Raw genomic sequence first — 26,050 nt, 5'->3', positions numbered from 1 at the left:
GCCGCATCCACCAATCACATGATGCACAAGAACGATGCAGCGCAGCGGTGCGCATCGAAAGGGAACGAAATGCGAAAGATCAGCGAGATCGACGACGGCACCTATGAGCGCCCGTTTGGCGGCTTCATCGACATGCGCCGGCAGCAGGTTAGGGTCCTGCGCGCCCATGACCGCCGCGTCGACGAGGACATGTTCGTCGTCACGTCCATGTCGGACAACCGCGAGATGCTGGTGCCCGGCGATGCCCTCAATCCGCATCCCACGGACCCCGAGACCAATGTCGAGTTCGTGGCGCGGATGATGGAAGGCTCGCGCACCGGCGTTCTGATGCAGGCGTTCGTCCTGGAGGCCGTCGCCAAGTATTCCGAGCTGGTGAAGCAGATGCCGCAGGACCAGCGCGATCGCATGAACGCCGGCATGATTGCCTACGCGCCTTGGGAACGTTGCGCCGACGAAGCGCTGCAGCTGTTCGCGGATCGCAAAGCGGAGCGCGGCTGATGGCCTACGGCGACTACAACGGCCCTGACAAGCCCAACAAGGGCAAGGAAGGCGGCGCCTGCAACCGCTCGCGCTGCCAAGCAGAGCCCGCGCTCCATTACAATCACGGATCCTATTCCTGGTACTGCGCCGACTGCGCGCGGGACATCGGTGAAGATGCTGTCAATCGACGAGGGTGGGCGCAAGACTTCTTCCCACGCCTAGGCCACCCGCAGTTCGAGACCCGTGCAGAGATCGACGCTCGCGAGGCCGCGAAGCCGCCGGAGCTGCCCAATATCGACGACAAGATCCAAGAGCTCGTGGCGCCCTACTTCTACCAGTCGCCCGGGCGACAGAAGCCGCAGAGCATGAGCCTGGAACGCATGCTGAAGCGAGCGAGGCGACGCGCATGAGCCTCATCTGCTTCGGCTGCGCTGGTACCGGCACGATCCACGGCGATCAGGGCTCCGAGATCTGCCGCGTGTGCACGCCGGCCGTCCCGCCATCGATGCCGAAGCCGAGCAATGTCCGATCGATCTGGGATAACGGCGGCAGCACCCAGGACCGCTATACTGTCGTGCTCGACTTGCCGGTGGGCTCGCTGTTCGAGTGCCTTGGCCTTGACGACCAGCCCACACGCCCCCTGGGGTTCTCGCAATTCTCGATCTGCGAAGAGGGGCCGTGTCTCGGCGAACGCATCAATTGGCTCGCGCTGCCCGAACACCTGCAGAAGCACATCGCCGCTCGCGTCAGCGAGTAAGCCACCCGCACGCCTTCAGCGCGTGTGCAATAACACTCACACGGTCAGCGGTGACCGGTGATGAAGGAACAGACAATGCCCCTCCGCACGATTGCACAGATCCTCGACGAGCGCCTCAAGGACGAGAGCGACACACACGGCGGCGCCAACTTCACGCTCAAGGTGATCTGGAACGGCGATGACCACGAGGTCGAAATGAAGCTGCACGAGGTGCTCGCCGATGGCCTCAGACTCACGCCGGCCGCCGAGAAGCAGCCTGGAGAGCCGTGGCCCATCTCGATGTCGCCTTTCACCGCATTCGACATGATCCGCATCGTGGAACAGGGGCAGCACTGATGACCGGCACTGCCCTTGTGACCCGCGCCGAGATCAGCGAGATCGTCGGCTATCGCAACCTTGCCATCGAGAAGTTCGCGACAGCCTTCCAGGCGATCGACGAGGCGTTCGCGACTGCAGCTAAGGCCGCCGGCGGTCTGCAGTTCTATGTAGACCAGTCCAACGCCTCGCGCGCATTCAGCCGCGGCCCTGACGAGCGGGCCAGGTTCCTCACCTACCTGCGCCAGCAAGCCGACCGCACGATCTGGGGCCACCTCATCCAAGGCTATGGCTTTGACAAGCTCATGGATCGCCAGGCGCACCAGGAGTTCCGCGACCAGCTGGAGAAGGACCCGCCCGAGGTTTCGATCGAGACGGCCTATTCCACGCTCGCGAACCTCGCCGGCAACGCCAAGATGATCTTCCAGCGCGGCATCGCCAACGCTTTCGCGAAGCTCGACCGCCGCTTCCGCAGCCATGACGGCTTCAAGATCGGCGAGCGGGTGGTGCTGACCTACGTCTTCGATGCGTACGGCATGTGGAACACGCATGCGCGCCACGAGGATACGATCCGCGACATCGAGCGCGCCTTCTGGGAGCTCGACCACGAGAACGATCCCGACCCCGAGAAGCGATCGGTGCCCGAGCGCTATGCTGGTATCATCGGCCAGATCAACGACGCGCGGCCGCGCGGTCTGGTCCGCGGCGCATTCACCGTCGAGAACGAATACTTCCGCGTCCGGGTATTCAAGAACGGTAACGCTCACCTGTGGTTCAAGCGGGACGATCTCCTGAAGCGGGTGAACAAGGAGCTCGCCGACTACTACGGTGAGGCGCTGGGCGCTGGCAGCGATGCGGTCGAGGACGATCCCTTGGCGCGGCAGTCGACGGCTGTCGCGAAGAACATGGGCTGGTTCCCAACGCCGGACGCGGTAGCGGATCGCGTCGTCGGCGAAGCAGAGATGAACGTGTCCCGCTGGTATGCCGAACAGAACAACCTGCATTTCCGCGTCCTCGAGCCCTCGGCAGGCGAAGGTGCGATCGTGAAGGCTCTGTGCCGCGGCATGCGGGAAAGCGGCGCCACGTTCTCGGTGGACATGATCGAGCTCCACCCTGGCCGCGCGGACACCCTGCGCGAGACATGCCAGGTCGGCGACGTGATCGATGGCGACTTCCTCAAGCGCTCGCCGCAGCCGATCTACGACCGGATCCTGATGAACCCGCCATTCGATCGCGGCCTGGATATCGACCACGTCGCCCATGCCGTGAAGTTCCTTGCTCCCGGCGGGAAGATCGTCGCGGTGATGAGCGCCAGTATCGAGTTCCGCACCGATCGAAAGACCGAGGCGTTCCGCAAGCTGGTGGAGACCATGAATGGCAACATCAAGGATCTGCCGCCCGGCTCGTTCGCGGAGAGCGGGACAAACGTAAACACCTGCCTCGTCACGCTGAACCGGAAGCGGGCATGAGGTCAGTCCGCATCGTCAGCCACGAAGACGACAACGGCAATCTTGGGCTCGTGATCAAGGGCACCGAAATCACGCCTGGTATTCTGGTCGACTGGAACGGTGGCCTATTGCCGCACGATCTGCTGGAGCATCAGAACGGCATCGCGTCGATTGGGTGCCCAGCGGACGAGCTGGAGGCGCTGGGTGGACTCTGGCAGGTACGCGGACGCTGGGGCACCTTCGGCGATCGGCACGGCGATTTTCACAAGCCAACCACCCGCCTGGGCCACAACATAGCCCAGGTCGCCGATGACCTATGCGACCAGGAGGCAAATGGTGCCGTGGGTTGGTGGCCCGGCACGCGCACCTACTGTACGCGCCGGCATGAAGCGGACATGGACTTCGCAGATGCGCTTGATGTAGCGCGGCACGAGATCTCGTCGCGTATGGAGGACCGCTGCGCGAACTTGCCCGAAGATTTCCCCGTCGACCAGTTCATCGCCGACGCTCGGCATCTTCTGCGGCGGGGCTACCGCAAGGCACACCGTCGCTTCGGCGATGGTTGGGACGGCTATGAGCTTTTCATGGCGGTGAAGGAGGCGTTACGTCCCATTGCTGCCGCCGTGAGCGAGCCGGGCTTGGAGTTTGTCCTACGGTACGGTCGGTGCCAGGCGATCGTGACACCTGCGAGCGTCCAGTGAACGATCGCGCTCGCAGGGTTCTGCACTAGCGAGCGCGATATGCTCTAAATCGCTCTCTCGCGCTCGCTCAGCGCGTTTAGAGCGCTCTAGGTAGTGCGACCGCGCGTCGCGTTAGACGCGCTCAGAAGCGCTTAAAATCGCTCATACCCCCAACACTTCTTCCCAGGGCATCACCCGGTGCACCGCTCGAAACTGGCGCGGTTCCAGGCGGAACGTCGCCGGCGGGTTGAACTGCTGGAGTTCGATGAAGCTGGCCGAGCGCTTGACGAGGCGCTTGATGAGGACGCCCGCCGCATACTCATCGTCCTGGTCCCGCAGATAGACCACCACGTAGTTGCCGATCGCCGGCGGTCGCTTCGGATCCACGGGGATCGGGCTGCCTTCCTCGAACGCTGGCGCCATGGACGATCCGGCCGTGTAGAGCATGTAGACGTCGCGGCGATCACGTAGGGCTGGCGGCCGGCGGAAGTAATCGATGACCTCGCCTGTGTTCAGGTCCGTTTGCTCGACTGCCACCTCGCCGTTGTGCTCGGACCAAAAGCTGACCTCCGCGCCGAGGGCAGTGCCGTAGACCGGAATGTCCTTCTCCATCTCCTCTGGGCGGGGCATCTGGGGAGCACCGTCACTCACTGGCTCGGCGCGCGACGGGTTGTCCGTCAGCCCTTCCAGAAAATCGACCGTCGTGGCCAACGCCCGCGCCAGCGCAGGAAGCTCCGCACGCTTCTTGCCGCGGCGAATGTCGCGGATCAGGTCGGGTTTGCCGATCGCGTTGAGGGACGCTTTGCGATCTGACAGGTTGAGCACCTGCAAGCGGGCATCAATCCGATCAATGAGAATGGCGTTGGGGTCAGTCATGCCCCGCGTGTATCGTTCCCGCCGCGGTCTATCAACCGCAAAATGCGGGACACCCGTTGACAAATGCGGTCTGTGGACCGCACATATTGGCTTCATCAAAGCGGAGTCGAGTCGAGTGAGCGTCGCAATCATCCCCTTCCCCCAACGCCGGCCCACCTGCTTCGCAGCGCGCGACGCTCTTTGGCGTGCCTACGATGAGGCGGCCACAGTTGAGGACTTGGACACCATGCTGGAGATCGCCGCCCAGCTGGGGCGCCTGACAGCTCAGCACAGCGCATCACTCGCCGCATAATAACCGCGAAAGCCAGCCGCATCCGCGCGCATCGGAGCGCACAACCAAATCACCGAGCAGCGGTGCTCGGCAACGATGAGGTTTTCAGATGGCACGCATGTCTCTCGCTACCGCCGAAGCGGTGGCGCTGTTCGCAAGCAAGGGCGGTACGGTCGACAAGATCCCCACCGGTGCGAACTCGGGCATCCGCAATCGCGACTGGAAGAAGATGGTGCGCGGCGAGCAGCCCGATCGCCTGGTCGAGCGCACCGAGCGTATCCACGGCACGCTGCGCCTGCGCATCGGCTTCGGCGACAAGTGAGCATGGCGAAGATCACCGACGACCACGTCCAGATCGCCACCAATCTGATCGTGCAGGATCTTGGCCTGCGCCGTACGTGGCCAGCCAAGGTCACTGAAGGGTCGGAAGCCTATCGATCGCTACACGACAGCGGGGCCTATCGCGCCCTGCAGCACCACAGCTACACGGATGCGCACTGGCGCACCGCTCTCAAGCGGATCTTCCCGAATGTGGTGTTCAGGTGAGCGGCCACAACATAGACGTTTGTTTTCAATAACTTACTCCGCCCTAGGTTGACGGTTCTTGGTCGGTTGTTGACGGCAGCGAGGCGTTTTCTGTCAACCATCATCGGGCTGATGAGCACCAAAACGCCACTTGTGCGACACAAAAGCTGTGCTAGACAACACACACCAACGCAGTGAAGCAAACAACGCGCTGACGAAAGGAACGATGATGAAGCGATAGAGATCGGGCTGGCATCCCCGAAAACTGCCCGCTCCCCGAGCTGACCGGCGACATTGGGTCCAGCGCCGCACGACGCGCGCCAGGGTTTGAAAAGAGGCAATTCTCACATCGCGGTAGGCGACGAAGGAGCGCGAATGCATCACGATAGCGACGCCGACACGTAGATCGGCCGGCTGAGCCAACCGCACAAGGCCAGCGGTGCACAACGAAACGCACACGCCTCGCAAGAGGAAATAAAGCCCAACGGGCACCAAGGGCCGAGGATGAGCGCGCGAGCACTCGGTCAGCTGGGGAGCAAGTAGGCACGAAAGGACTGGAGCAGGGCCAAGAGTGGCGCCTGGTCTGTCGCGAGTAGGCGAACGCTCCCCCTTCCCTTCATTCGTATCCCTCTAGGCCAAAGGAGCCGCCCATGCTTTTCCTCGCCCTTCTGCTCGCCCCGGCCCTGCCGGTCCCGCTCGACGCGGCCCCGCGCCCCGTCCAGACCATCATCATCGATCCGCCGGGCGTGTGCAGCACCGGTCGCATCGGCGTCATGCAGGAAAACGAAGCCCGCCGGCAGGCCGGCGTCCTCGCGATCAAGTACCGGCGCGCGGGCTACAAGGTCCGCATCATCGAAAATACGCCGGGCATCCTTCATCGCCCGACCGGCGATACCCGGGTCCGCATCGCAACCTGCTGACATGGCAAGCGCAGCCCGTCCCGTCCCCGGCTTCGACGATCGCCAGGCTGCGCGACAGTTCGCGGCCGAGCCCGAGCGCCGGCTGATCGCCAGCATCCGGTCGGGTGAGACCCGGTGCAACGACCCCAAGGCCTGGATCAGGGAGCTGGAGTCGACCGTAGCCCAGATCCTCGCCGGGGAGCTCGATGGCAATTTCACCATCTGGCAGCGAATGCACCTCTTCAGGACTGGCGAGTGCGTGCCCTTGCTCGCCGCATGACTGCCCACCCGCATCCGCACGCTTGCTCGGTCATATAGGTTTTACCGCAGCGGTGCGGTGACAGAGAAGGAAACGAACATGGCGAGCTTCATGCTCAACGATCGGCAGCTGCAGCTGCTGGCAGGCTGTATCACCATCGGTCTCGAGGGCGCGAGCGACAACCACGTCGACGTTGGCGGCAAGAACACCGACGCGGATCTGGAGGCAATCGCGACGCTCTTGGAAGAGCTCGACGCGATCGCTGCCACGGATCGCGGCGCGGAGATCACCGTGATGGGTGAGGCCGCCTGAGCCATGACCTTGTTCGACCAGATCACCCAATCATGCCAGGTCGATAACCTGGACAAGGCAGTTGCCCCCATCCAGCTGCTGCTCGGCCAGACGGACGGTGGTGTCGCCAGCATCTTCTTCGACGACCTGAAGGTGAAGGCTTGGCCGGACGCCAGCCTGGAATGGCGCGAGTACATGCTGCGAGCGTACAACCGCTTCGAGCTCGACCAGGCGGTGTGCATCTGATGGGCGCCCGAACCTACCCTCCGCTCAACAACCCGCGGATGATCCAGATCCTGCGACATGCCGGCGTGCAGCTGGTTTCCATGGCTCCCGATCGCGTCGTCATCCGCTCCGTCACCGACGATGGCGTCGACCCGCTGACCAAGCTGATCCTGCACCTGGAGCCCAGCGCGTCCCGCGGGAACGAACACATGCCTAGCCTTGCGGAGATGCGGGCAGCTGGGCTTATCAAGGACTGACCATGCCTATCCCCGATGGCGGCTTCCGTCTGCACTGGGACGCTTCGCTCGAAGAGGTCGGCGGCGACACCGTCCACGTCTACGAGGATTTCGAATGCCTAGATGACGCCTTGGAACGCGCTGCGAAAGTCTACGGCATGTCCGAGGGCACGCTGACGCGCCTGGAGAACTGGTTCGGCGAGGACGCGTGCCCGGCCGACCAGCTGCTGCCCATCGCCAAGCTGCGATCCGACGCCGCGTGTGACCGGCACGCGCGCCAGGCCGAGCTCGCTGCCATGGAGGGCAACCCCCTCTACGGGACCTTCTGAGGCTCATCGAGCCCACCCGCATCCACCGGCAGCGCATGCGAAAAGAGAATCACCGCAGCGGTGCGGTGACGAAAGGACACATCACATGGACAAGTCGGGTTTCAGCCAGTCGATCGATCGCATCAAGAGCGGCAGCGACTACGACCCCACCGACGCGGGCTACAAGCGCCTCATCAAGCGCATCGAGACCGAGGGCAAGATTGCTCGCAAGGCGGCCCAGGCGCTTCTGGACGCCGGCTACTCGGTGAGCGTCTATGATGGCGAGGAGACCACTGTCACCCGGTCCACCTCGATCGGCGAGATCATGGCGGCTATGAACACCACGGATGATGATCGCCTGATCGCCTTCGACGCCGAGGGCAAGCGCGTCGGCTTCGTCTGGTTCGTCTATGGCAATGGTGGCGACGACGTGATCAGCGACTATGCCTGCAGCCTCGAGGCTGCGTTGGCGCCGGTCAACGCCTATGCCGACAGCCTGGCGGCCTGACCGATGCTGGTCACCAGACATACCGATGGGGGCCTCTCGGCCTTCATCCCCGCCGCCGACATCATGGCGTTCGCGATCCACTGGCCCTGCTTCGGCTTCGTCGCGAGCTCCGACGTCATCACGGCATCCTGGGCACCCAACGGCGACCTGCAAGATATCTCCGGCGACTTCGGCTTCGAGGAGCGCGGGGTGGCGGCGCTCATCAAGGACGCAGAACAGTATGGGTTCGGGTGCGTCATCCAGGCGCAGTGCCGTCACGAGCACGACGTCACCATGGCGCGCGTGCAGCAATATCTGGACGATTGCGATGCGCTCGGCGTTGAGCGCGTGCCCTTGATCACTTTCAATTCAGGTGTGATGGGTGACACAGTTGCATAGGGGATAAACGTGGGGATAACTCTCAAGACTAGGCGCGCACGGCTCGCGATCGCGCTTTCCGGCGCCTATCTCATACTGGCGATAGGCGCCATGTATTGGCTCGCTGGCTATCTGGCGACGAGCCAGCATGACCAATTCATAAGCACGGTGTGCGAGACCCAGCTTACTTCTCCCCAGCCCGGCGATAGTTACGTCGACTGCCTCGCTGGCGCAGATGAGAGAATGAAATGGCTGAATGATCGCGCCTGGTACTTTGCAATCACGCGCGCCGCCGGCACGCTGATAGCGATCTGGCTAATCGTCACGCCCGTGCTGCTCGTAGCACGGTGGGTGCGGAAAGGTGAACGATGAAGATTGCCGAACTGATGGAGGCGGCACGAAAGCTACGCCTTCGCAAAGGCCAGCTCAGGTTTCGGCCTAAGCTGATCTACCTCGTCGACACGGTGGGCGGCTACACACACCCTTCCCGCGAAGGCTATACCAGCGGGCAGACGGCGTGGGCAGACCGCACGCTTTGGTTCCAGTGTCATGGTGACGCGAAGGAGCACGCTGACAAGCAGCCGCCCTGGCACAAGCCGAAGGTCGTGAAGCTGAATATCTGCGCCTTCGAGGAGCCGATCAAGCAAGCGCCTATCTCCGAGGCGGACGAGGAGCCCACGGAATGAATACGCCCTCGCCGCGCCCGAACTTCACCGATTGGTTGCGCGATCTGGAGCCGCCCGAGACGGGATGGCGCCCCTCCGCACTGGTAGGTGCCGTCTGCATGATTGGGACCGGCGAGCTGATGGATTGGGTGGGCCAGGGTTATGGCGGCGTCAACACTACGGCTCTATTGGACGCAGTGGAGCTGTCGTGCAGCGAACGCAACTACGATCCCGCGACCGTTTACATCATTGCGCACAAGCGCGATCGCGCGCCGCATCCTTTCGAGGTGCGGAATAATCATGCTTGGGCATTCTCGGCCCACGAAGACACGATCACCATCTACTTCCCGCCGGTCAGGGAGGGTATCTGATTGATGAGCCTCGACAACATCAAAGCGGGATGGGAAGCCGCCATGGGGCAGTGACATGACCTTCCGCACCCTGACGGAGCAGATCGACGACGGGCTGCAGTTGGCCCGTGAAAAGGGCTGCCCGGTGTGGCGCATTGTAATGCGTGACGACGCCCGCATGGCGCTGGCGAACGAGAACTTGCTCGGCAGCCTCGGTATAGTCAGCTTCCGCGGCATTCAGATCGAAACCACCCATCGATCGAACGCGCGAGAGTGGGAGCTGACGCTGGAGTGCGGATGGACAGATCGCCACGGCAATGAACGCAGCCGCATCGGCGTGAGCGACCTGGAAGAGTTGCAGCCCGAGCCTATCGACCACAGCTCCATGGAAGCGCACCCCCTTTGGGCAAGCTTCTGACGATCACTGCCCACCCGCATCCATCACCGGCAGCGCGCATACCGAAATCACCGAGCAGCGGTGCTCGATGAAAAGGAAGCGACGATGGCCAAGACCTACCTCTACTTCAACCAAATGACCGGTGCGTTTCTCGGCGAGTTCGCGCCCGGCTCGGCCGAAGCCAACACCCTGCCCGACGACCAGTGCCCAGTCCCCGCCAAGCGGCGCGGTAACCAGATCATCTTCGACATCCATCCGATGATGAGCCCGCTGCCCGACCTGGTGATCGAGAACGCCAGCGAGATCGAGCCGGCGGAGGTCTGGAAGCGGATCACGGCGTGGTGGGCCGAGAAGTACGAGTTCTGACCATGGGCAAGATCATCATCAAGGTGTGGCGCCAGCATGAGGCGATCCCCGGCATGGAAGCATATGCCTCCCCAGCGTTCGCCGCGGAGTTCAGCCTGGACGGCAACCCCGACGACGCCAGGCTTGTCGCGAGCCACATGGTCGAATATCTCGCCGCCGCCTATGCCGGTGACCCGATCAGCCTCTATGTAGAGGTTCCGCGTCGAGCCCACGTCGAGCAGTTCTGCTTCGCGGGCAAGGCAGACGGCAAAAATCAGCATGAAGAGGGCGATGGCAGCTTCACCTGGGAAGAGACCATCGTAAGGATCGCGCGGGCGATTTGAGAACACAGGGGGACGACGGGAATGTTGAAGACCAAGCGGGCTCGCCTCGCGGCCACGCTATCCGCTGCCTATTTCACCATAGCGTTCGCGGGATCGTGGATGGCGGGCGAACACGTCGCGAGGGGAGTAGCCAACGATCTTGAACGGATCGGCTGCAACCCGCGCCTCGAGTCGACGTGGACCGCCGACTTGCCCACCTACGAAGACTGCATCAAGGAGTACGAGGCCGGGCTTTCGCAGGATCGGGCGACCATCCCGTGGAAAGCACTCGCGGTCGCCAGCGCTTCCTTGTGGCTGATATGGCTGATCATCGGCGCTACCACCCTGGCCCGCAGATGGATCGCGAAGGGAGAGTGACCATGCGCAGCGCCCTAGAACGCATCAAGGCTATGCGAGCCGCGGAGCTCGAACGCCACGACAGGCTGCCGCTCCTGCGGTCCGCAGGTTATGGAAGCGAGCCGGTGCCCGTCACCATCACGGCGGTGCATGACGCAAGCTTCGGCGAGCTGATCGCGGATGCCAATGGCAAGAAGGTTCAGATCCGCGGAACGCTGTTGCGCCTGATCCACAATGAGGCGGCGCGTCGCGGCTGCGATGACCCGCAGCAGCTCGTCGGCATGCGTCTGATCCCCGAGAAGCACCCACGCCTGGGCTGGCGCTACATCCCCGAGAGAAAGGCATAACCATGATCGACCCACGCTCCCTCTCCAGCTTTGCGGTGAGCGACCAGGCGCCCAAGCCAGAGCCCCGCCCGAACTTCGCGAGCTGGCTGGCAACACCGAACGCCAAGGCGATCGCCCTCGAAGGTCAGGCTGACCTGTTGGAGTGGATCGCGGAAACCTGGGACGACGATCTGGTCGAGCCGCTCATCGCAGCAATCGACGCTCGTAATGCCAAGGCGAACCATGCCTTCTTCTGCACCAAGTCGGACGATGAGGAGCCGTGGCAGCTCGGCCGCACCGAAGCCCTCACCAGAGAGCGCGTCATCACGCACATCAGGTTCGCGACGACAGCAGCATATCTCGGAGAGGACTGATCCGTGACCCACATCAAACTCGGAGACGGCGTGACCGTCACCACACCCGAGGCGATCGACACCACCCAGGACGTCATTCGCATCGCAGAAGCCGTCATCTCGATCGGATGCAACGACTATGTCGCCAAGGACGTCGAGATCACCATGAGCAAAGGCCGGATCAAAGCACCCACGGGCAAACACCAAACGCTGATCGTCCACATCGACAAAGGCGAGGTGTCGATCCACGAGGAGATCGCCACCAATCTCGATGGTTACGACCTAGGCCAACCCGATACACAGGCTTCCTAGGCATTCCCCAGGCGTTCAAAGGCACCAGGCATATAGGCGTCCACCCATAAGGAAGGGTCACGCACTAGGGACACATCGGAGCGTATGGATCATAGGGGCGATGGGTACTCATGGGGTAAGGGAAGCATGGATCTCACCGGGCATATGGAGTGCTTGGAGCATATGGAGCTCGTGGTTGACGCTGGACGAGGAAATTCGCGCGCTCACTTTCAACCGAACGCCCTTTGTCATTTCTGCCCTACACGGCCGGGCACCGAAATCTCGGAGCGCCCATCCAGCCCCACGCCCACCTAAATCCACGCGCTCCATGGGTCACCCGAGCCCATAGCCTCCCGCCCCTCGCCAAGCTTGATGCCGTCAACAAGCCGCTTTAGTCCGCCGGAACGATCGCTATACCGAGATCAACGAGACAACGCGCATCAAGGAGCACGCGCAAATGGACGATGCAGAGTTCAAGCGGCGGATCGAACGCATCGAGGAGATAGTCTCCGACGCGAGGAGTGAGGCGGATGATCTGCTGTGCACGGACGACCTCACCACGGATCAGGAAAACGAGCTAAACAAGCTCCGGCGCGACCACTCAATCTAACCCGGCCGTCGCTCATTCTGACCCAATAGCCCTTGCCCGCGGTCACAAGGGCGATCATAAAAACCAGACCGCAACGACGCCAGCCGGTTCCTTTTCCCGCTGGCCGAGGGGTGAATGCCGCGAGAGCATGGGGTTCTCGCGGCATTTGCTTGTGCCCTGAGATCCATGGGCATCCATGGCACCCGCCCCTCACGCTCCCAAATTCCATGTACGGCAGCGATCCCATATGCCCATGAGGACAATGCCTCCCCGCGCCCATGGAGCCCGGCGAGCTTTTCGATCGTATCTGAGCCAATAAGAGCACACCGTTCCCATGGGCATCCATGGATCCGCTATGCCCACCGCGCCCATGATGCTCGGCGAGGACAAGAGATCCCGTCGACCAGGCTCGCATACCCACCCGCATCCACCGGACAGGACGATCATATCAGCTTCAGCAAGCGAGCAGCGGTGCTCGCAGAATGAAGAGGTGACCATGTCCAACTATCGCGAAGAAAGCATCGCATTCGCCCTCGCCACCGGTATCGCGCCGGGCATCAATTCCTCCGATCGCGACGCTCGCCGCGCCCGCTGGGCGCGACGCAAGAGCCGCCTCGGTGGCAAGACCCGCTGATGTTCTGGGCTCTCGTCATGACGATCACGGTGGGCGGGCAGCCCACGGAATATGTGATAGATCGCGCGCCGACTGCGGGCAGCTGCCTGGGCATGCTTCGCCGCACCAACAATCAGCCGCTCTACCGGGTCCCCGCCCACATCAAGCCCGCCGGCGATATTGCCATGGTATCGTTCGCCTGTGAGCGCACCAAGGTGATGGCCAAATGACCTGGCCCATCTTTCTCGGCGCATCGGCCATCATCGGCTTCATTACCGCATGGGAGGACATTCGTGGCTAATGCCCTCAAGACGCACCTGGCATGCGTTACCATCACCTCCATCGGCATGATCGCCGGCCTTGTCAGCCTCGTGGTGGCCAACACCCCAGCCACCTGATCCCACACACCCGTCGAGCCCGCGGCGTTGCTGACCCCTAGCGCCGCGGGTTTCGTGCAGCCAGGCGTGCCCATGGGCTTCAGGCGTTCCCAGGCTCCCTAGGCGTGCGGCGTCTCCAGGCGTCCATGGGCACCAGGCTTTCCTGATGCTTGGGCTCATCGAGGCTCGCGCGGCCGGTGCATAAAGCCGCCCGCATCCATGCACGCATGCGCTCATATCGGTTTCAGCGAGCAGCGGTGCTCGCGAGTAATCGAAGAGGCCAGATCCCATGAACGTCACGCTCGCCACCTATGGCATGCCCATCCTCCCCGAGGTGGATCACACGGAAATCGTGAAGATCGATCACGCCGTCGCGTCCATGGTGCGTGCGCGGATGGGCGAACCTTGGCGGATCGAAGCCGGCGCCTCGCGGTTCTCGGGCATCATGGTCCTGCATCCCACCATGCGCGGCGCCCCCATCGTGCCCATGCCCTTCGAGATGGTCGTTTGCCCTCGGGGTGCATCCATCCGCTGTCACTGGAGCGATATGGGCGCGCTCATGGAAATAATTCAGCAGCTTGCGCCCGCTATCGAGATCATCGCCATCGCGGCATGATCCACGAAATTCACTGATTGCCTGGGCTCGCTTCCCCATTTCGGCGAGCCCGGTGCAAGCGCTCCCGAGGGTCTCATCCCCCATGCGTCCTCGGGAGCGCACCACCCCATGGATCTCGCGTATCTCGGCATGCCCATGGATGCCCATGGACCAATGGTGCTCGCCGGGCGCGGTGGTGCCATGGATCTTCGGGGCTCATGGTGCCCAGGTGCTCCCATGGGCTTATGGAGCTCTATGGGCTCGGATGATGAATGGCTCAAAATCCGTATGGCTCGGTGGGCATATTGGGCTCGGGTCCTTGGGCGATTTCGGGGATGGGCGATTTTGCGAACTCGCGTGCGCGTGGGCGTAGGGGTGCCATGGCGCGCGGCGCCTATGCGTGTGCGCGCGTGACGTGCGAGCGCGCGGTTTCGTCTTAATCGGGGCCGCGGTGACCGCGACTGCGAATCGCATGATCGGTGCGCGGTGCGAATCGTGTGAAACGACACAGCGATTCGCGGTGATTCGCGCTCAAAAACCTCGCACACTGGTACGACCACGCTTGTAGTCGACGTGCAAAAAGCGCGCTTTCCTGCGGTTTTTCAGAAAAAGCGGAAAAGCGCTTGCGTGTATGTCGGAACACACTAGAACTGATTTCACCGAAGCGGTTCGGTGCTGCGAAGCGGTTCGCAGCTTCTCACGAAAAGGTTCTTTATCATGATCGATTTCAATCTCGTCGACGTCGCTGGTTCGGTTTCGGTTCACGCGTTCAAGAGCGAAGCAGCCGCAAAGCGCTATGCGAAAAAGAACGGTCTGACGCTCGCTGCCAGCGCTGGTGCGCTCGCTATCATCGGTGACGCTGACACCTCGGTCGCGACCATCGACGACACGCTCGACGCTGACGACGTTGCCGACGTGCTCGCATCGCTCGAAAACACCGACGCAAGCGAAGTCGTCACGCTGCGCGACGTTGCGCTGTCTTTCGATACCGTCACCGTGCAAGATGCGGTGCAGTCGGTGCGCGAAAGCTTCGAGCGTCGCGACGCTTTCGAAGCGAGCAACGGTCTTTCGCTGAGCGAAGACAATTCTTACACTCGCGAACGCAAGCGCATGCTTGCAAATGAACAAGCGATTGCGCGTCTGTTTCTCGCGCTCGGTATCAACGCAAGCGACGTCATCGAACGCAAGGTTTCGTCGAACGCGATGTTTAACGCGAAAGCGCTCAAGAAGATTACCGAAATCGCTAAGTACGTCGCTGGTTTCGGTTCGCGTCTCGAAAAGGTAACGCGCGCTTTCATCGCTTGCGCACTGGTTGCTACCGATCGCGGTTGCACCGATATCACTAACGACATGAATCGTCGCTTTCTTTGCTCGCAAGGTTTTACGAACCTGTTCAGCGATCAAGAGCTGATCGACTACCTCACCGAACAAGCGCACACTGCAATGACTAGCGGTGCTGAGACGCAGTCGTCGCAAGCGCGCAACGTTCTAGACGTTCTCGGTCTCGGTGCGATCAAGAGCGTACAGAAGAACCGCGACGCTATCGCGCTTGATGGTTCGCACGCTTTCTTCGCGATGTTCCGCGCTGACTTCATGAAGTGAAGCTAACAAGGTGCGCACTTCGGTGCGCACCTACCTGCTACGCACCGCACCAACGCTATTACTGAGGTTTGATTATGTCTCGCACTGACAAGCGCAAGGTTCGCACCGCACTTCGCAAGTGCGCTAACGCTCGCGCTATCATCGCACGCGATTGCTCTAGCGATAACCGCGCGGTTCGCACCGCTGCGCGCAAGCTTCGCAATGCGGTTAGCAGCATACGCTAGAATGCGCTACGACGCGCGCTAGAGCACGATCAAAGAGCTAGAGCGGTCGCACTAGCTCTTTTTCGTTTATGCGCTCTAGCGTAGCTTAAAACGCTCTAGAGACAGTGTCGCGTTTGCTTGACAGAAGCGCGACTCGCATCGACCGCGACTCGCAACCATCGGAGTGCTGTCAAGGAGGAGGTCCTAGAAAACGCGTCAAGTGCTAGACCCGGATGCCGCCTATCAGCCGGTGGTCCGATCACTCTGCCATCCACAGGCGCCGATGAGCCCGCTTGTGCCATCCACCGCCGAGCTCCCTGCCCCACTTGCCTCGCTGGACCAGCTGGACCATGCTGCCAGGATGACGACGGACCCTTGGACAAAGGACCAGCTGGACCAGTGGACCCGCGAGCTCGCCGGGAAAACGGACCAGGAACTCGTGGACCAGTGGCAGCGCACGGCCGCCGCGTGTGGCGATGCCACAACGCCGGCGGTCGAGGCGCTCGCCTCGGAGATGGAGCGCCGCGACATCGATTTCTGATCTGGCTGGCCGTGAGTGTTCCGTCTATGTTCCACCGATGCGGACCATTGAGGCCATAGACCAGGCGGGACAGGACATCAGGGTGTGGTGCTTCCGCTGCGCTCGAGGCGAGCGGATCGACGCGATCATCTGGCTGCAATTCCGCCAGCGCGGCTGGCCCCTGGAACTGCCGGCCGCCAGCCGGCACTTCAGGTGCTCATCCTGCCGCCGATCGGATCAGGTGCTCGTGGTTCCCGCCCGGCGGCCGGATCCTGGCCCTGTGGATGGCACTCGGGTGGTGACCGCCTACTTCCACGCGCTGCGGTCGGCCAAGAAGAAGCACCGTTAGGCTGGCTCGTCGCCCGGCGGCCGCTTTTTTGCCTTGGACCAGAAGCGCGCTTGGGCGGCTTGCCGTCTTGCCTCATGTTGAACGGCGTCAACGGACTGCCGCAGCACAGATACAGTGATGGTTTTCATTCCCTTGGGCGTGAGGTTGATCTCACCACCGCCGTCGAACTTGCTCCCAGCGGTGAAGTGGATCGAGAACGACTGCGCTGGCATTCCGGCGATCAGGTCGCCGAGATCCATGCCGCTATACCCCTCCCCTAGCTCCTCGATCCACGGATCGAAGCGGTCGGCAAGGCCATCAACATCGAGGCGATGCTCGACCACGTCATAGATGAGCTGGGAGACCTCGCGCACGTCGGGCGCGTTGAAGCTGTAGCCGTTGTTCTGCAGGAACACCTGCATTCCGATCAGCGCCGTGCGCTTGTTGCCCTGCATGAACGGGTGGTTCTGGGCGATCGCAACGCACGTCATCGCGGCCAGGTAGGCAATGTCATCTTGCCCGTAGCCATATGCGTTGCGAGGCCGGTCAGCCGCGCTCTCAAGCGCCGGCCAATCCTTTACAAACGAGGGCTCTTCCGTCCTCGCAACGATGCGTGCATTGATCTCGATTATCTCGCTCGTAGTGAGCCAGAGCGGCTCACTCATTCAGCGAGGTGCGCCATAACGGTCGGGTAGCGATCGTGCATGTCGCTCACCACCTTGCCGATATCGACGCGCTTGCCGGTCGGGCGCGCGACGCGCTTGCGGCGGGTCGTGGTGGCGTCGCCAGCAATGAACTTGGTAGCCATTTCGCCCTCCTAGCGCTGTGACCGTAACGGTATTGACCGTTACGTCAATATCGGTGGTACAACGCAGAAGTCAACGAACGGTTGAGTGCGGGCGCAGGGAAAACGCGACGATCGGCACATGGCTCGGCCCGATTCGTTGCTGTCTGACCCCGCCGACACAGATAGGGCCGGCGGGGTCTGGCCATCAAGGAAGATTGCGCACCGCTGCGGCCAGCTCGACCAGGTCGGGCATCTTCTCCCCGGTCTTGTCGTCCCACATCTCGTATCGGCCCAAGCCTTCCTTGGGAGACCCGGCGAGACGCGCCGCCTCACCAAACATGAACTTCAGGTTGGCGTCGATCTTCTCCAGCATGTCCGCGATCTGCTGCTTATCCATCGCTCTCTCCTCATTTTGGGAGACCTGGAGGTAGCAGCGAGCGAACATGACACAAAGAGGGCATTGCTCTCGACGCCTCAGCTGGCGCCGGTGGTCAGCTCGTAGATGGCCACGCGCTCGTCGGCGGTGAAGCACTGCAGGAACATGGTCGCGAAGTGGCGCTCTGCCTCTGTGAGCGCCGGGTCTTCCAGCGCGGCACAAAGGTGCTCGTCGTCGACGTTCCCGTCCTCGATCACCGCGTGCAGCGGCCCGGCCGAGTTCAGTCGAAGCATGTGTCGTGCGGTTACGATCCAGGCCGCAGCCTTCTCCTCCATCGTGATCATGTCAGGATCCTCGCGTTGCGGAAGCTGCCCACCAGCACACGGAAGGCGGCCGCGTCGTCGCGGTTGACCTCTACCACGATCGTCTCGACGCCCCAGCGCCACCCCTCCCCGCGTTCGATGCAACGCTGCCGTGCGGCTTCCATCACGCAGTGATGGCAGTGGCGGTTGATCGCTTCGGTCGACAGGGTGTGTCGGCCCGTGTCACAGATGAGGTTTGAGGCCATCAGAACATCCCCCACATCGGATTGGCTTCATCGAGCTGCCGAGCAGCTGCTTCACGGTGAGCTTGCGCTTCGTCCAGCGCGCGTCGGCGAGCTTCCTCGGCCTTCTCCCGCTGCGCGCGCTCTCGGGCGACGATCCGATCGACGACCGGGTCCGGCGGAAGAGAGACGTCTCGCCCCAAGGCGAGCTCCTCGCCGCGCTTCACTTTTGGCCGCAGGCGCTGCAGTCCCTCGACGAGCGCGCCTTCCTCGTCCTGGCCAACATCCGTGATTTTCTCGATATGGATCAGGGGCTGTGGCTTTCCGGCGATGAACGTCTCCGCACGGATCAGCCACTGACGGGACGCCATGAGCCGCTGCAGGCGGTATTTCGTGTTGCCCTCGTTGTGCGTCATAGACCTATCAATTCCCGCAGCTGGTCGCGGATCTGGTTCTTCTGGTGAGTGACGCCCTGGGCGAACGCGTGCTGGAAGGCGTCGAGGAGATACTGGAGATCGCTATCCCATTGCTTCGGGTCGCGTTCGCTGCGCCCGAAACGCCAGTCGGTCCAGCGAACGCCGCTCAGCTCGACGATGCACTCGTCAGCCTCTTCCTCCTCGCAGTAGACCCGGCAGGCGCGGCCGTTCTCCATCTCGCCGGGCTTGGTGAAGCTCAGTCGATAGCGGACGCCGCCGGGTGGGCTCTCGGGCCGCAGCGTCTTCATACGCTCTGGATGCTCACGATCGACCTAGGGTGACGCACCACCGGCGCGAAGCTCCAGTCCATGCGATACCTGAAGCTGTCGCTCTCACGCTCCGAGCTGATGTCCATCTTCATCGGCTCGAAAAACCGCGGCATCATGCTAGGCATGATCATCTCCGCCCACGCGCGTTTCTGCTCATCCGGTAGCGCCATGAACTGGCGGTAGAGATCGCTTGCCCTCGCCTTTTGCTCCGTGGCCGCGAGCTCTTTCAGGAGCTCGTCGACCTCGGCGTCAAGCAGGTCTTCGGCCCCGCCGCTCAAGCCGTCACCCATACCGTCTGACCTCGCCCCGCGGCGCCAGGTCGCTTCCCGGCGCGCTTGATGAGCCCCTTGTTTTCGAGCGGCCGGAAGCGAGGGGAAGCAGTCACCTTATCCAGCTGCGTGACCAGAACAACGTCGTCCAGAGTTGCCCCGCGGGCGCCGGACCGCTTGATCTCACGGTAGACGACAGCCTCAAGCTCGGTTGGGCTACCGCTCACGGTAGCACCGGTGTCCAGCCGGCGGGCACCGCGGTCATGTGGTCGATGACGCAGTCGGCGCTGGTTTCGATCAGGCGACCGGTCGTGCGCGAGTTGAAGTAGATGCCGTCACTCTCGCTCTCGCTGAGCACCTTGCCGGTCGAGAAGTCGTCGAGGATGACGCGTCCGCCTGAGTAGCAGGTGACCCGCGCCGGCGTGCCGAGCGCCTGGAATTTTGCGATGCGCGCGTCCGAGCACCCGGCGAGCGGCGATGCGGCCAGGAGAACCGCGGCGGCGAACATGGAAGCCTTGAAGATCTTTCGCATTTGAACCTCGTGAATGTTGGTGTGTGTTAAAACGCACACGCTGTCAGCGCAACAGCGAATTGCGGTGGCGGATCAATGCCCGGGGCGCCACAGATCCCAGGCTAGAGCGGTCTCGCTCGTGTCGGTGAAGCGTCCCACCATCGTGGGAACGCGAGCTTCGCGCAGCCGGTACCGCATGTCACGGGTGCCATCCCCGCCAGGAAATGCGATCGCAAGGTCGGGCTTGAACGCGCGCAGCATCGATGCATTGCGCATGATCCCTGCCCGGCCGCCGAACGTCTTCCAGTTCGCCTCATAGCTGGCGACGGGTATCCCGTGAGCAAGCGCCCAAAGGCGGCATAGCTCGTCGGCCCCCGTCGCCCAGCCCTCTCCGAGCTCTTCGATGCCGTGCTTCTGGTGGACGCGGCTGAGCACCCGATGAACCTCGTCGACCAGGTTGAAGTACCGGCCGCCGGTGACCAGGACGCGCATCAGCTTGGCTCGCCTTGCACCGACCACTCGGCGCGCTGAATGTTGCCGGAAGGCACGACGATGTAGGCGTCACCCCGCTCCGGCCGGAAGTCCTGCAGCACCGGACAGGGCGCCGAAATCTTGCGGTAGCCGGAGCGCAGAGGATTGCGGATATCATCAGTCTGGCGCTCCAACTGAACGAACCAGTAGACGTCGGCCGCATCCGCCCGCAGCTGCCGCTCCATCAGCACGGCCCGCTGTTCTTGGGTGAAGCGTTCATGAGGCTCGAGCTCGCCGAGCCAGGTCTTGTCGCGCGGGCGGCCGAACTCCTGCTCGTAGGACTCCCGAAGCATCTCTCGCTCCGACTTCCACGCCGGGTTTACCAACTGGGTCTCGATGCTCGGCAGATCGTACCAGTGGGTCGCGTTCTGCGGGCCGTCAGGGCAAACGTCGGCGAGCATCGGCTCGACGAACATCAACCCCTCCCACGCGACGGTACCATCCTCGTTGGGCGCGCTCGACCAGCGGCAGGAGACGTGCTCCGGCGTCTCGCCGGGGCAGAACACCCCGACAGTGCGCCCGTCGCGCGGCACGCTGCCTATCGGCTTCAGCATCAGAATGCCGCGATCGGTCATCAACCAGCCCCGAGCTTCGCGAGAAACGCGTCCGGGTCCTCGTCGTATTCCCTGAGCCGCTCGCGCACCTCCGTTTCGTTCAGGACGTCGTCGACCTCTACGCGGCACTTCGGACAGAACCCGATATCGTCCGGCATGGGGCGGGTGGCGTGCTGCTTCAGGTCGGCCACCTTTCCGATTTCGCCGCACTGGCCGCAGTCGAAGTAGACCCTCGGCTCGCTATCAGCAGCCGGCTGTGCGTTCGTAACAGCCGGCGGCAGGGCTGCTTGTTCGAGCTGCGCCAGCGTCTTGTCGACGCCGAGCTCGTCCAGCGTTCGCTTCAGCTGGGCTTCGTCCAGGGTGTGAAAGCCCTGGGCGATCACCTCATCGTCGGCGCCGTCGACCGCGAGCGAAATGCGCAGCTGATTGTCTTCGCGAACGCACCACAGCTGCACGATGATCTTCAGCGACCCGGTCTCGTCGCGCGTCAGAAACACGAGAGCTTGTCGATCAGCATATCGCATCAGCTTCGCGAATGAGTGAGACCGCAAAATTGCGTGTGTGTTGCTCGACACAGTCATCAGACAAACCGATACAGCGAACGCGCGCGATCTTCGACGCGATAGTCGACGAAGCCCTGGCGCTTTAACATGCGGAGGATACGGCCCGGGCTATCCGGCGCCGCTACCACCTTGGCCAGCACCGCGGCCGTCAGATCGCGCATATAGAACGGCGGATTTCCGTTGTTCTTGGTCTCTCGCTCGAAGTCCAAGACGTGGTCCTGGATCGCCTGCGCGACCGATGGCGGCACGCTGGCCATCAGCCGGCGAGGCCTTCGTTCGCCATGCGGCGGATCTTGCGCAGCGTGCCGTTGGGCGTGGTGATGCTCTCGATCGAGCCGGTGATCTCCACCAGGACGTCCTGGTAGCCCCTGGCCTTCTTCTCCCAGGTGCTGCGACGTGCGCACATTTCGAGGTAGTCGTCGCGCCACTCGTCGCGATTGGCCTCGAGCGCCTTGTATTGCGGCGTCTTGCGCGCCAGCCAGTTGATGAACCGCTTCAGCATTATCTTCTCTCGGGTTGTGGCCCGGCCGCGAGGCCGGGCTGGTTGATCACAGCGTCCGCGCGGCGCCGTGGAACTTGGTCGCCACGCCGAAGCGCGGCTTGGGGATCTCGCTGGGGGTCCAGCCGAAGAAGCGCACCGTCACGACCTTGTGCTGGTCACGCTCGGCGAAGAGCTTGGCGTTCGCCGGATACTTGCCGCGAAGACCGGCCTCGAAGGTGTTTGCCTTCCGCGCCTTGTCGTCGCTGAGGTCGATCGAACGGTCGGCGTTCGGCAGCCAGCAGATCACGCGCTTTGCGGCCCCTGCCCAGTTCCCCTCACCTTCCTCGATGCCGCCCGGGATGATGTCGAACTCGGCGTCGTCGAAGTCCTTGCGCTTCTGCAGGTTCTTCGAGCGCTTGCCCTGCTCGTAGAGACCGTCGCGCTTGCGGAACATCGATCCCTCGAAGCCGGCGCCGCACCAGTGGACGTGCAGCTCGTCGAACTGCTCCGGCGTGTTGACCGGGAGCGCCTCGACATAGACGATCGAGGGGTGGTTGATCGCCTTGATCAACGCACGGAGCTTGTCGCGCCGCGCTTCCCAGGGCACGCCTACCATCGAGGGGATGTCGTAGACGTGGTACTGGATCGTCGCTTCGATCTCCGCGGCGCGCTCGGCCGGCGGCGAACCCTTCTTGATGAGGCTCATCAGCTCATTGAAGTTCTCGCGCAGCTCGTGATTGTAGAGCTCGCCATCGAGCATCAGGTTCGGCGCCTTCTCGAATATCGCATCGAGCGCTGCTCGGATGTGCGCGGCGCCCGGCAGCGCCTCGCCTTCGCGAGAGAAGCCGCCGGCGGCCTTCATGATGCAGCGCGCGCCGTCGAGCTTGGGCTGAGCGTCGCCGGGCTCGAACGACTTGTAGGTCTCCGCGAGCATCGGCTCGGTGTAGCGGCAGCCCAGGTGGATGTCGGCGACGTTGTCGTAATAGGCGCCCTTCAGCTGCTTCACGTAGGCGGCGTCGATCTCGAATGAGGCCTGGGCGATCGGGGTGCGCTCGTTGCTGCGACCGACATTCGTCGCCTTCGCGGTGCGCCAGCTCGACGCCTTGACGGTGCCGCCCAGGATGCCGTCGTGGGTGCGATATTTCGCCCCATCCTGCTCCATGAACCAGACGCGGGTCTTACCCTTGCTGTCCAGTTTATAGAGCTGTTCGAACTTCTTCTGCATGGGGTTCCTTCGCTTTGCGGGCTTGCCGTCCTACCGGCTCCTCCGCGGTGACCGCGCTTTCGACTCCTACCTCGATCGCGCTTCTTGTGTGTGTCGTTGCACATACGCTTTTCGGGCGCAATATTTATTTTCGCCTGCAGCTCGAAAGGTGCTAGATCCCACCGGGCAGCGGTGTCCCCAAGCTCGACCCGGTGCTTCGCGGTTAGGTGATTCTAGCGTGCATAGCATTGCACAGCATTGCACTCAGTTAGGTAAACCCGCGATCCCTACCCCGCGAAAATATGTGTGTTGGGCAATGCACGGCTGAAACACGGGTTCGATTCCCGTAGGGGTCACCAAATTGCCTTCTCAAGGCATTCCAGAACATGCCATAACTGGCTGTTTTCTGCGGTTTTTTGGTGGTATAAGTCTCTCATTCAAGCTGGCAAAATGCCACTACATACCAACAAGCTGATGGTATTTCTGATGGCATGTGCCGGTCGCTTCGACGGGAGATACCATCATGGCGCTGTCGGTGGTTGCCATCAAAGCCGCAGAGATTCGCGGCAAGGCTTACAAGCTAAGCGATAGAGACGGGCTCTACCTGCTCGTGACGCCATCCGGCGGACGCTATTGGCGGATGAACTTTCGGCATTATGGGAAGCAAAAGACCCTCGCTTTCGGGGTTTGGCCCGACACCGGCTTGGCAGAGGCACGCGCAGAATGTGATGCCGCGCGGAAAGTGCTGGCCCGCGGCGAAGATCCCGCCGAGCGGATCAAGCTCAATCGGGTAGCGGCGACCGTCGCTGCCTCCAACAGCTTCGAAGCGGTTGCGGACGAATGGCTGTCCAAGGTCGAAAAGGAAGGCCGCTCACCGGTCACGATGAAGAAGCTCCGCTGGCTTCTCGGTTTCATCAACGCGTCGATCGGCAAGCGCCCGATCGCCGTGATATCCGCGCAGGAACTGCTTCTGATGCTGCGGAAGATGGAAGGCAACGCGCGTTACGAGACGGCAAAGCGGCTCCGCAGCACCTGTTCGCAGGTATTTCGCTACGCGATTGCCACCGCCCGCGCCGAGCGTGACGTTGCCGCCGACCTCCGCGGCGCACTGATCGCGCCCAAGCCAGCACATCGCGCAGCTGTTACCACGCCAAAGGCCGCAGGAGAGCTCCTAAGGGCCATAGAGGGCTTCCAGGGGCAGCCGAACACCCTCGCGGCGCTGCGGCTCCTGCCACACGTCTTCGTCCGCCCTGGCGAGCTACGTTTCGCAGAATGGCAGGACTTCGATCTGGAACGGGCGATCTGGACCATTCCGCCGCACAAGACGAAGATGCGGCGAGCTCATGCGATCCCCCTCTCCCGCCCGGCGCTCGCGATCCTTGCCTCGATCGAGCACGACGCAGACTATAGCAGCTATCTCTTCCCATCCCTCCGATCCGTCCGAAAGCCGATGTCGGAGAACACGATTAATGCAGCACTCCGCCGGATGGGATATGCGCAGGACGAAATGACCGGCCATGGCTTCCGCGCAATGGCAGCCACGCTGCTCAACGAAATGGGTCTATGGCACCCCGACGCCGTCGAACGACAGCTCGCGCACTGCGACAACAATGCCGTGCGCCGCGCCTACACCCGAGGCGAGTATTGGGACGAACGCGTGCGGATGATGCAGCATTGGTCCGATCATCTCGATTTCCTGCGCGACGGTGCGAAGGTGTTGAACGGGAACTTCGGACAGGCGGCTGAAAATCGAAGTTAGTTGGATGAGAAACGCTGCCACTGCCGATCAGCAGCACGCGGAGGTCGCGGTCGACCAGAATACGTCGTTTGCGGATTATGCTCTGAACGGCAGATAATGCCGGAAGCTGCCGATGGGCCTCGCGAAAACGGAATGTCCGCGGGCTAATCTCAGGCATCTGGCCTGGCTTTCTCGCGAGTTGGACCGACCCGCGAAACCGGTGCGGTTCAAAGCGCGTGGCTGGGGGGAGCAATCGTGTGCCGATAAACTGTGCGGTCTCGCCACGGCGAGGCTCTTAGGGGCCATCCGGAGCAACAACGGACCCGGATTGCTGGCGGTTGGGAACGGCAGGTGCTAGACAGGAATTGGAGCCGTTTCGTTGTACCGCGTTCTGATTTGTAGATCGCCTACGGTCCGTGCCGACATCCGAGCCGGTAAGTCGCGCAGGTGGCGGCACTGCACCGGCGATAGAACAACTCACCTCATTATTGATCACCTGTGTTGCTGCCCCGCCCTTCGACAGGTTTTCAGGCGGTTTCGGAGTGTACGTGCGCCACAGATAGGCCATAAGTATTAGCATTAGAACGATACATATTACAACCGTGTATTTGGATACTACGTAGGTGCGCTCTCCACGTTTTACCCTATTCCACTCATCCTTCAATAGCTCCTTGGATGCCTCAACGTATTTCTCTTCTGCGGCCTTAATGTTGGTTGGTGTCAGGTTCGCGTTAATCGCTGCCAAACTCTCGAAGGCTTCCATGCTTTTAAGAAGCGCCTTCGCGGGCTCCTCGGTCGGATTGATCCGCAGTATAATCCCGTGGCTCGCCTCGTTAAGAGCCTTGTAGCTATCTATTATCGCTGTCGTGTTTGGAGCATCGGGTTGGGCTCGCGCACGAATGGCATCAGCAATGGCGTTAATCTGAACGAGATAAGCGATCATGCCCTTTCGCAGATCATCGATCCACGCCTGCCTGAACTCAGAAATCTTCTGCTCTTTGCCGATTATAAGGCCAAGTATCGACACAAAGCCCGCGATAATCGCGGCTCCTACCGCCCCGATACTAATATCGTTCAT

At 62.2% G+C, this 26,050-nt stretch carries 50 protein-coding genes; 33 read left to right on the top strand and 17 right to left on the bottom strand.

The genetic code is table 11. The features are described 5' to 3' along the window. The first annotated feature begins 21 nt into the window (after positions 1-21). From BM009_RS06285 to BM009_RS06260, 6 genes are all read left to right on the top strand, one after another. The gene (locus BM009_RS06285) at positions 22-498 is read left to right on the top strand and encodes a hypothetical protein (protein ID WP_217644174.1); all 477 of its coding nucleotides are present in this window, start codon (positions 22-24) and stop codon (positions 496-498) included. Beyond that, positions 498-890, top strand: coding sequence for a hypothetical protein (locus BM009_RS06280; RefSeq protein ID WP_093294788.1), 393 nt, complete (start codon positions 498-500; stop codon positions 888-890). The genes BM009_RS06285 and BM009_RS06280 overlap by 1 nt, the downstream gene beginning before the upstream one ends. After that, positions 887-1,237: a hypothetical protein gene (locus tag BM009_RS06275; RefSeq protein WP_093294786.1), complete on the top strand. Its 351-nt coding sequence runs from the start codon at positions 887-889 to the stop codon at positions 1,235-1,237. Before BM009_RS06280 ends, BM009_RS06275 begins: the two co-directional genes overlap by 4 nt. A gap of 75 nt (positions 1,238-1,312) precedes the next feature. Then, complete coding sequence (locus BM009_RS06270; RefSeq protein ID WP_139216556.1) at positions 1,313-1,573, top strand: hypothetical protein; 261 nt, start codon at positions 1,313-1,315, stop codon at positions 1,571-1,573. Next, on the top strand, positions 1,573-3,021 hold the full coding sequence (locus BM009_RS06265) for a DUF4942 domain-containing protein (RefSeq protein ID WP_093294782.1): 1,449 nt from the start codon (positions 1,573-1,575) through the stop codon (positions 3,019-3,021). Before BM009_RS06270 ends, BM009_RS06265 begins: the two co-directional genes overlap by 1 nt. Beyond that, complete coding sequence (locus BM009_RS06260) at positions 3,018-3,701, top strand: hypothetical protein (protein ID WP_093294780.1); 684 nt, start codon at positions 3,018-3,020, stop codon at positions 3,699-3,701. Before BM009_RS06265 ends, BM009_RS06260 begins: the two co-directional genes overlap by 4 nt. A gap of 141 nt (positions 3,702-3,842) precedes the next feature. Here the strand turns inward: BM009_RS06260 and BM009_RS06255 are convergent, their stop codons facing one another. After that, positions 3,843-4,556, bottom strand: coding sequence for a S24 family peptidase (locus BM009_RS06255; protein WP_175487921.1), 714 nt, complete (start codon positions 4,554-4,556; stop codon positions 3,843-3,845). A gap of 380 nt (positions 4,557-4,936) precedes the next feature. Here BM009_RS06255 and BM009_RS06250 point away from each other — a divergent pair, with 380 nt between their 5' ends. The 26 genes from BM009_RS06250 to BM009_RS06135 all read left to right on the top strand — a co-directional run bounded on the left by BM009_RS06250 (position 4,937) and on the right by BM009_RS06135 (position 16,362). After that, positions 4,937-5,149, top strand: coding sequence for a hypothetical protein (locus BM009_RS06250; protein WP_093294776.1), 213 nt, complete (start codon positions 4,937-4,939; stop codon positions 5,147-5,149). 2 nt (positions 5,150-5,151) lie between these two features. After that, complete coding sequence (locus BM009_RS06245) at positions 5,152-5,373, top strand: hypothetical protein (RefSeq protein WP_093294774.1); 222 nt, start codon at positions 5,152-5,154, stop codon at positions 5,371-5,373. Positions 5,374-6,002: 629 nt separating this feature from the next. Further along, positions 6,003-6,272, top strand: a complete 270-nt coding sequence (locus tag BM009_RS06240; RefSeq protein WP_093294772.1) for a hypothetical protein — start codon at positions 6,003-6,005, stop codon at positions 6,270-6,272. 1 nt (position 6,273) lies between these two features. Then, the gene (locus BM009_RS06235) at positions 6,274-6,531 is read left to right on the top strand and encodes a hypothetical protein (RefSeq protein WP_093294770.1); all 258 of its coding nucleotides are present in this window, start codon (positions 6,274-6,276) and stop codon (positions 6,529-6,531) included. 78 nt (positions 6,532-6,609) lie between these two features. Next, positions 6,610-6,822: a hypothetical protein gene (locus BM009_RS06230; RefSeq protein ID WP_139216554.1), complete on the top strand. Its 213-nt coding sequence runs from the start codon at positions 6,610-6,612 to the stop codon at positions 6,820-6,822. A gap of 3 nt (positions 6,823-6,825) precedes the next feature. Continuing rightward, entirely contained in the window at positions 6,826-7,047 is a 222-nt protein-coding gene (locus BM009_RS06225; protein ID WP_093294766.1) for a hypothetical protein, read from the top strand. Positions 7,048-7,085: 38 nt separating this feature from the next. Then, positions 7,086-7,283 (top strand): hypothetical protein, encoded by a 198-nt coding sequence (locus BM009_RS06220; RefSeq protein ID WP_139216553.1) that lies wholly within the window; start codon positions 7,086-7,088, stop codon positions 7,281-7,283. A 2-nt stretch (positions 7,284-7,285) separates the two neighbouring features. Further along, the gene (locus BM009_RS06215) at positions 7,286-7,591 is read left to right on the top strand and encodes a hypothetical protein (protein WP_093294762.1); all 306 of its coding nucleotides are present in this window, start codon (positions 7,286-7,288) and stop codon (positions 7,589-7,591) included. Between the two features lie 85 nt (positions 7,592-7,676). Beyond that, the gene (locus BM009_RS06210) at positions 7,677-8,078 is read left to right on the top strand and encodes a hypothetical protein (RefSeq protein ID WP_254772180.1); all 402 of its coding nucleotides are present in this window, start codon (positions 7,677-7,679) and stop codon (positions 8,076-8,078) included. A gap of 3 nt (positions 8,079-8,081) precedes the next feature. After that, on the top strand, positions 8,082-8,456 hold the full coding sequence (locus tag BM009_RS06205) for a hypothetical protein (protein WP_093294760.1): 375 nt from the start codon (positions 8,082-8,084) through the stop codon (positions 8,454-8,456). A 9-nt stretch (positions 8,457-8,465) separates the two neighbouring features. Beyond that, on the top strand, positions 8,466-8,807 hold the full coding sequence (locus BM009_RS06200) for a hypothetical protein (protein ID WP_093294758.1): 342 nt from the start codon (positions 8,466-8,468) through the stop codon (positions 8,805-8,807). After that, entirely contained in the window at positions 8,804-9,121 is a 318-nt protein-coding gene (locus BM009_RS06195; RefSeq protein ID WP_093294756.1) for a hypothetical protein, read from the top strand. Before BM009_RS06200 ends, BM009_RS06195 begins: the two co-directional genes overlap by 4 nt. Then, complete coding sequence (locus BM009_RS06190; RefSeq protein WP_093294754.1) at positions 9,118-9,471, top strand: hypothetical protein; 354 nt, start codon at positions 9,118-9,120, stop codon at positions 9,469-9,471. The genes BM009_RS06195 and BM009_RS06190 overlap by 4 nt, the downstream gene beginning before the upstream one ends. 55 nt (positions 9,472-9,526) lie before the next feature. Then, positions 9,527-9,868, top strand: coding sequence for a hypothetical protein (locus BM009_RS06185; RefSeq protein ID WP_093294752.1), 342 nt, complete (start codon positions 9,527-9,529; stop codon positions 9,866-9,868). An 84-nt stretch (positions 9,869-9,952) separates the two neighbouring features. Then, entirely contained in the window at positions 9,953-10,213 is a 261-nt protein-coding gene (locus tag BM009_RS06180; RefSeq protein WP_139216552.1) for a hypothetical protein, read from the top strand. A gap of 2 nt (positions 10,214-10,215) precedes the next feature. Continuing rightward, entirely contained in the window at positions 10,216-10,536 is a 321-nt protein-coding gene (locus tag BM009_RS06175; protein ID WP_093294749.1) for a hypothetical protein, read from the top strand. Between the two features lie 21 nt (positions 10,537-10,557). After that, positions 10,558-10,893: a hypothetical protein gene (locus tag BM009_RS06170; RefSeq protein ID WP_093294748.1), complete on the top strand. Its 336-nt coding sequence runs from the start codon at positions 10,558-10,560 to the stop codon at positions 10,891-10,893. Positions 10,894-10,895: 2 nt separating this feature from the next. Continuing rightward, positions 10,896-11,219, top strand: a complete 324-nt coding sequence (locus tag BM009_RS06165; protein ID WP_093294747.1) for a hypothetical protein — start codon at positions 10,896-10,898, stop codon at positions 11,217-11,219. A 2-nt stretch (positions 11,220-11,221) separates the two neighbouring features. Beyond that, complete coding sequence (locus BM009_RS06160) at positions 11,222-11,572, top strand: hypothetical protein (RefSeq protein WP_093294745.1); 351 nt, start codon at positions 11,222-11,224, stop codon at positions 11,570-11,572. Between the two features lie 3 nt (positions 11,573-11,575). Beyond that, positions 11,576-11,863 carry a hypothetical protein gene (locus BM009_RS06155; protein ID WP_139216551.1) on the top strand — a complete coding sequence of 96 codons (288 nt, stop codon included), beginning with the start codon at positions 11,576-11,578 and terminating at the stop codon, positions 11,861-11,863. Positions 11,864-12,299: 436 nt separating this feature from the next. After that, positions 12,300-12,452 carry a hypothetical protein gene (locus BM009_RS22530; protein ID WP_175487920.1) on the top strand — a complete coding sequence of 51 codons (153 nt, stop codon included), beginning with the start codon at positions 12,300-12,302 and terminating at the stop codon, positions 12,450-12,452. 334 nt (positions 12,453-12,786) lie between these two features. Beyond that, entirely contained in the window at positions 12,787-13,065 is a 279-nt protein-coding gene (locus BM009_RS22140) for a hypothetical protein (RefSeq protein ID WP_139216550.1), read from the top strand. Positions 13,066-13,082: 17 nt separating this feature from the next. Further along, positions 13,083-13,274, top strand: coding sequence for a hypothetical protein (locus BM009_RS06150; RefSeq protein WP_139216549.1), 192 nt, complete (start codon positions 13,083-13,085; stop codon positions 13,272-13,274). 436 nt (positions 13,275-13,710) lie between these two features. After that, a complete protein-coding gene (locus tag BM009_RS06145; RefSeq protein ID WP_093294741.1) occupies positions 13,711-14,037 on the top strand; it encodes a hypothetical protein in 327 nt (108 codons plus the stop codon). A gap of 696 nt (positions 14,038-14,733) precedes the next feature. Continuing rightward, on the top strand, positions 14,734-15,618 hold the full coding sequence (locus tag BM009_RS06140) for a hypothetical protein (RefSeq protein WP_093294739.1): 885 nt from the start codon (positions 14,734-14,736) through the stop codon (positions 15,616-15,618). A gap of 564 nt (positions 15,619-16,182) precedes the next feature. After that, positions 16,183-16,362, top strand: coding sequence for a hypothetical protein (locus tag BM009_RS06135; RefSeq protein WP_139216548.1), 180 nt, complete (start codon positions 16,183-16,185; stop codon positions 16,360-16,362). A 324-nt stretch (positions 16,363-16,686) separates the two neighbouring features. On the opposite strand, the gene BM009_RS06125 is transcribed toward BM009_RS06135, so the two are convergent. From BM009_RS06125 to BM009_RS06060, 15 genes are all read right to left on the bottom strand, one after another. Then, positions 16,687-17,334 carry a type II toxin-antitoxin system death-on-curing family toxin gene (locus tag BM009_RS06125; protein WP_093294735.1) on the bottom strand — a complete coding sequence of 216 codons (648 nt, stop codon included), beginning with the start codon at positions 17,332-17,334 and terminating at the stop codon, positions 16,687-16,689. Then, complete coding sequence (locus tag BM009_RS22525) at positions 17,331-17,477, bottom strand: hypothetical protein (protein WP_175487919.1); 147 nt, start codon at positions 17,475-17,477, stop codon at positions 17,331-17,333. The genes BM009_RS06125 and BM009_RS22525 overlap by 4 nt, the downstream gene beginning before the upstream one ends. A gap of 184 nt (positions 17,478-17,661) precedes the next feature. Next, positions 17,662-17,853 (bottom strand): hypothetical protein, encoded by a 192-nt coding sequence (locus BM009_RS06120; protein WP_139216547.1) that lies wholly within the window; start codon positions 17,851-17,853, stop codon positions 17,662-17,664. 77 nt (positions 17,854-17,930) lie between these two features. Then, complete coding sequence (locus BM009_RS06115; RefSeq protein WP_093294732.1) at positions 17,931-18,176, bottom strand: hypothetical protein; 246 nt, start codon at positions 18,174-18,176, stop codon at positions 17,931-17,933. Continuing rightward, positions 18,173-18,400 carry a hypothetical protein gene (locus BM009_RS06110; RefSeq protein WP_093294730.1) on the bottom strand — a complete coding sequence of 76 codons (228 nt, stop codon included), beginning with the start codon at positions 18,398-18,400 and terminating at the stop codon, positions 18,173-18,175. Before BM009_RS06110 ends, BM009_RS06115 begins: the two co-directional genes overlap by 4 nt. Continuing rightward, a complete protein-coding gene (locus tag BM009_RS06105) occupies positions 18,400-18,792 on the bottom strand; it encodes a hypothetical protein (protein ID WP_093294728.1) in 393 nt (130 codons plus the stop codon). Before BM009_RS06105 ends, BM009_RS06110 begins: the two co-directional genes overlap by 1 nt. Beyond that, on the bottom strand, positions 18,789-19,100 hold the full coding sequence (locus BM009_RS06100; RefSeq protein ID WP_093294727.1) for a hypothetical protein: 312 nt from the start codon (positions 19,098-19,100) through the stop codon (positions 18,789-18,791). The genes BM009_RS06105 and BM009_RS06100 overlap by 4 nt, the downstream gene beginning before the upstream one ends. After that, positions 19,097-19,399 carry a hypothetical protein gene (locus BM009_RS06095; protein ID WP_175487918.1) on the bottom strand — a complete coding sequence of 101 codons (303 nt, stop codon included), beginning with the start codon at positions 19,397-19,399 and terminating at the stop codon, positions 19,097-19,099. The genes BM009_RS06100 and BM009_RS06095 overlap by 4 nt, the downstream gene beginning before the upstream one ends. A 214-nt stretch (positions 19,400-19,613) precedes the next feature. Continuing rightward, positions 19,614-19,922: a hypothetical protein gene (locus BM009_RS06090; protein WP_093294723.1), complete on the bottom strand. Its 309-nt coding sequence runs from the start codon at positions 19,920-19,922 to the stop codon at positions 19,614-19,616. Positions 19,923-19,994: 72 nt separating this feature from the next. After that, complete coding sequence (locus BM009_RS06085) at positions 19,995-20,393, bottom strand: DUF2493 domain-containing protein (protein ID WP_093294722.1); 399 nt, start codon at positions 20,391-20,393, stop codon at positions 19,995-19,997. Next, positions 20,393-21,007, bottom strand: a complete 615-nt coding sequence (locus BM009_RS06080) for a hypothetical protein (RefSeq protein ID WP_093294720.1) — start codon at positions 21,005-21,007, stop codon at positions 20,393-20,395. Before BM009_RS06080 ends, BM009_RS06085 begins: the two co-directional genes overlap by 1 nt. Next, the gene (locus BM009_RS06075) at positions 21,007-21,483 is read right to left on the bottom strand and encodes a hypothetical protein (protein ID WP_175487917.1); all 477 of its coding nucleotides are present in this window, start codon (positions 21,481-21,483) and stop codon (positions 21,007-21,009) included. Before BM009_RS06075 ends, BM009_RS06080 begins: the two co-directional genes overlap by 1 nt. Before the next feature lie 83 nt (positions 21,484-21,566). After that, positions 21,567-21,806 (bottom strand): hypothetical protein, encoded by a 240-nt coding sequence (locus BM009_RS06070; protein ID WP_093294717.1) that lies wholly within the window; start codon positions 21,804-21,806, stop codon positions 21,567-21,569. Next, positions 21,806-22,051 carry a hypothetical protein gene (locus tag BM009_RS06065; protein ID WP_093294715.1) on the bottom strand — a complete coding sequence of 82 codons (246 nt, stop codon included), beginning with the start codon at positions 22,049-22,051 and terminating at the stop codon, positions 21,806-21,808. The genes BM009_RS06070 and BM009_RS06065 overlap by 1 nt, the downstream gene beginning before the upstream one ends. A 46-nt stretch (positions 22,052-22,097) precedes the next feature. Then, positions 22,098-23,255, bottom strand: a complete 1,158-nt coding sequence (locus BM009_RS06060; RefSeq protein ID WP_093294713.1) for an ATP-dependent DNA ligase — start codon at positions 23,253-23,255, stop codon at positions 22,098-22,100. A gap of 502 nt (positions 23,256-23,757) precedes the next feature. On the opposite strand from BM009_RS06060, the gene BM009_RS06055 reads away from it, so the two are divergent. Beyond that, on the top strand, positions 23,758-24,993 hold the full coding sequence (locus BM009_RS06055) for a tyrosine-type recombinase/integrase (RefSeq protein WP_093294711.1): 1,236 nt from the start codon (positions 23,758-23,760) through the stop codon (positions 24,991-24,993). Positions 24,994-25,267: 274 nt separating this feature from the next. Here BM009_RS06055 and BM009_RS22135 read toward each other — a convergent pair whose 3' ends face one another. Beyond that, the gene (locus BM009_RS22135) at positions 25,268-26,050 is read right to left on the bottom strand and encodes a hypothetical protein (protein ID WP_139216546.1); all 783 of its coding nucleotides are present in this window, start codon (positions 26,048-26,050) and stop codon (positions 25,268-25,270) included.

This window comes from Sphingomonas sp. NFR04, assembly GCF_900114095.1.
Taxonomy (GTDB): domain Bacteria; phylum Pseudomonadota; class Alphaproteobacteria; order Sphingomonadales; family Sphingomonadaceae; genus Sphingomonas.
The sequence above is the reverse complement of the archived record's forward strand: the minus strand, read 5'-3'. Positions and strand labels throughout refer to the sequence as shown.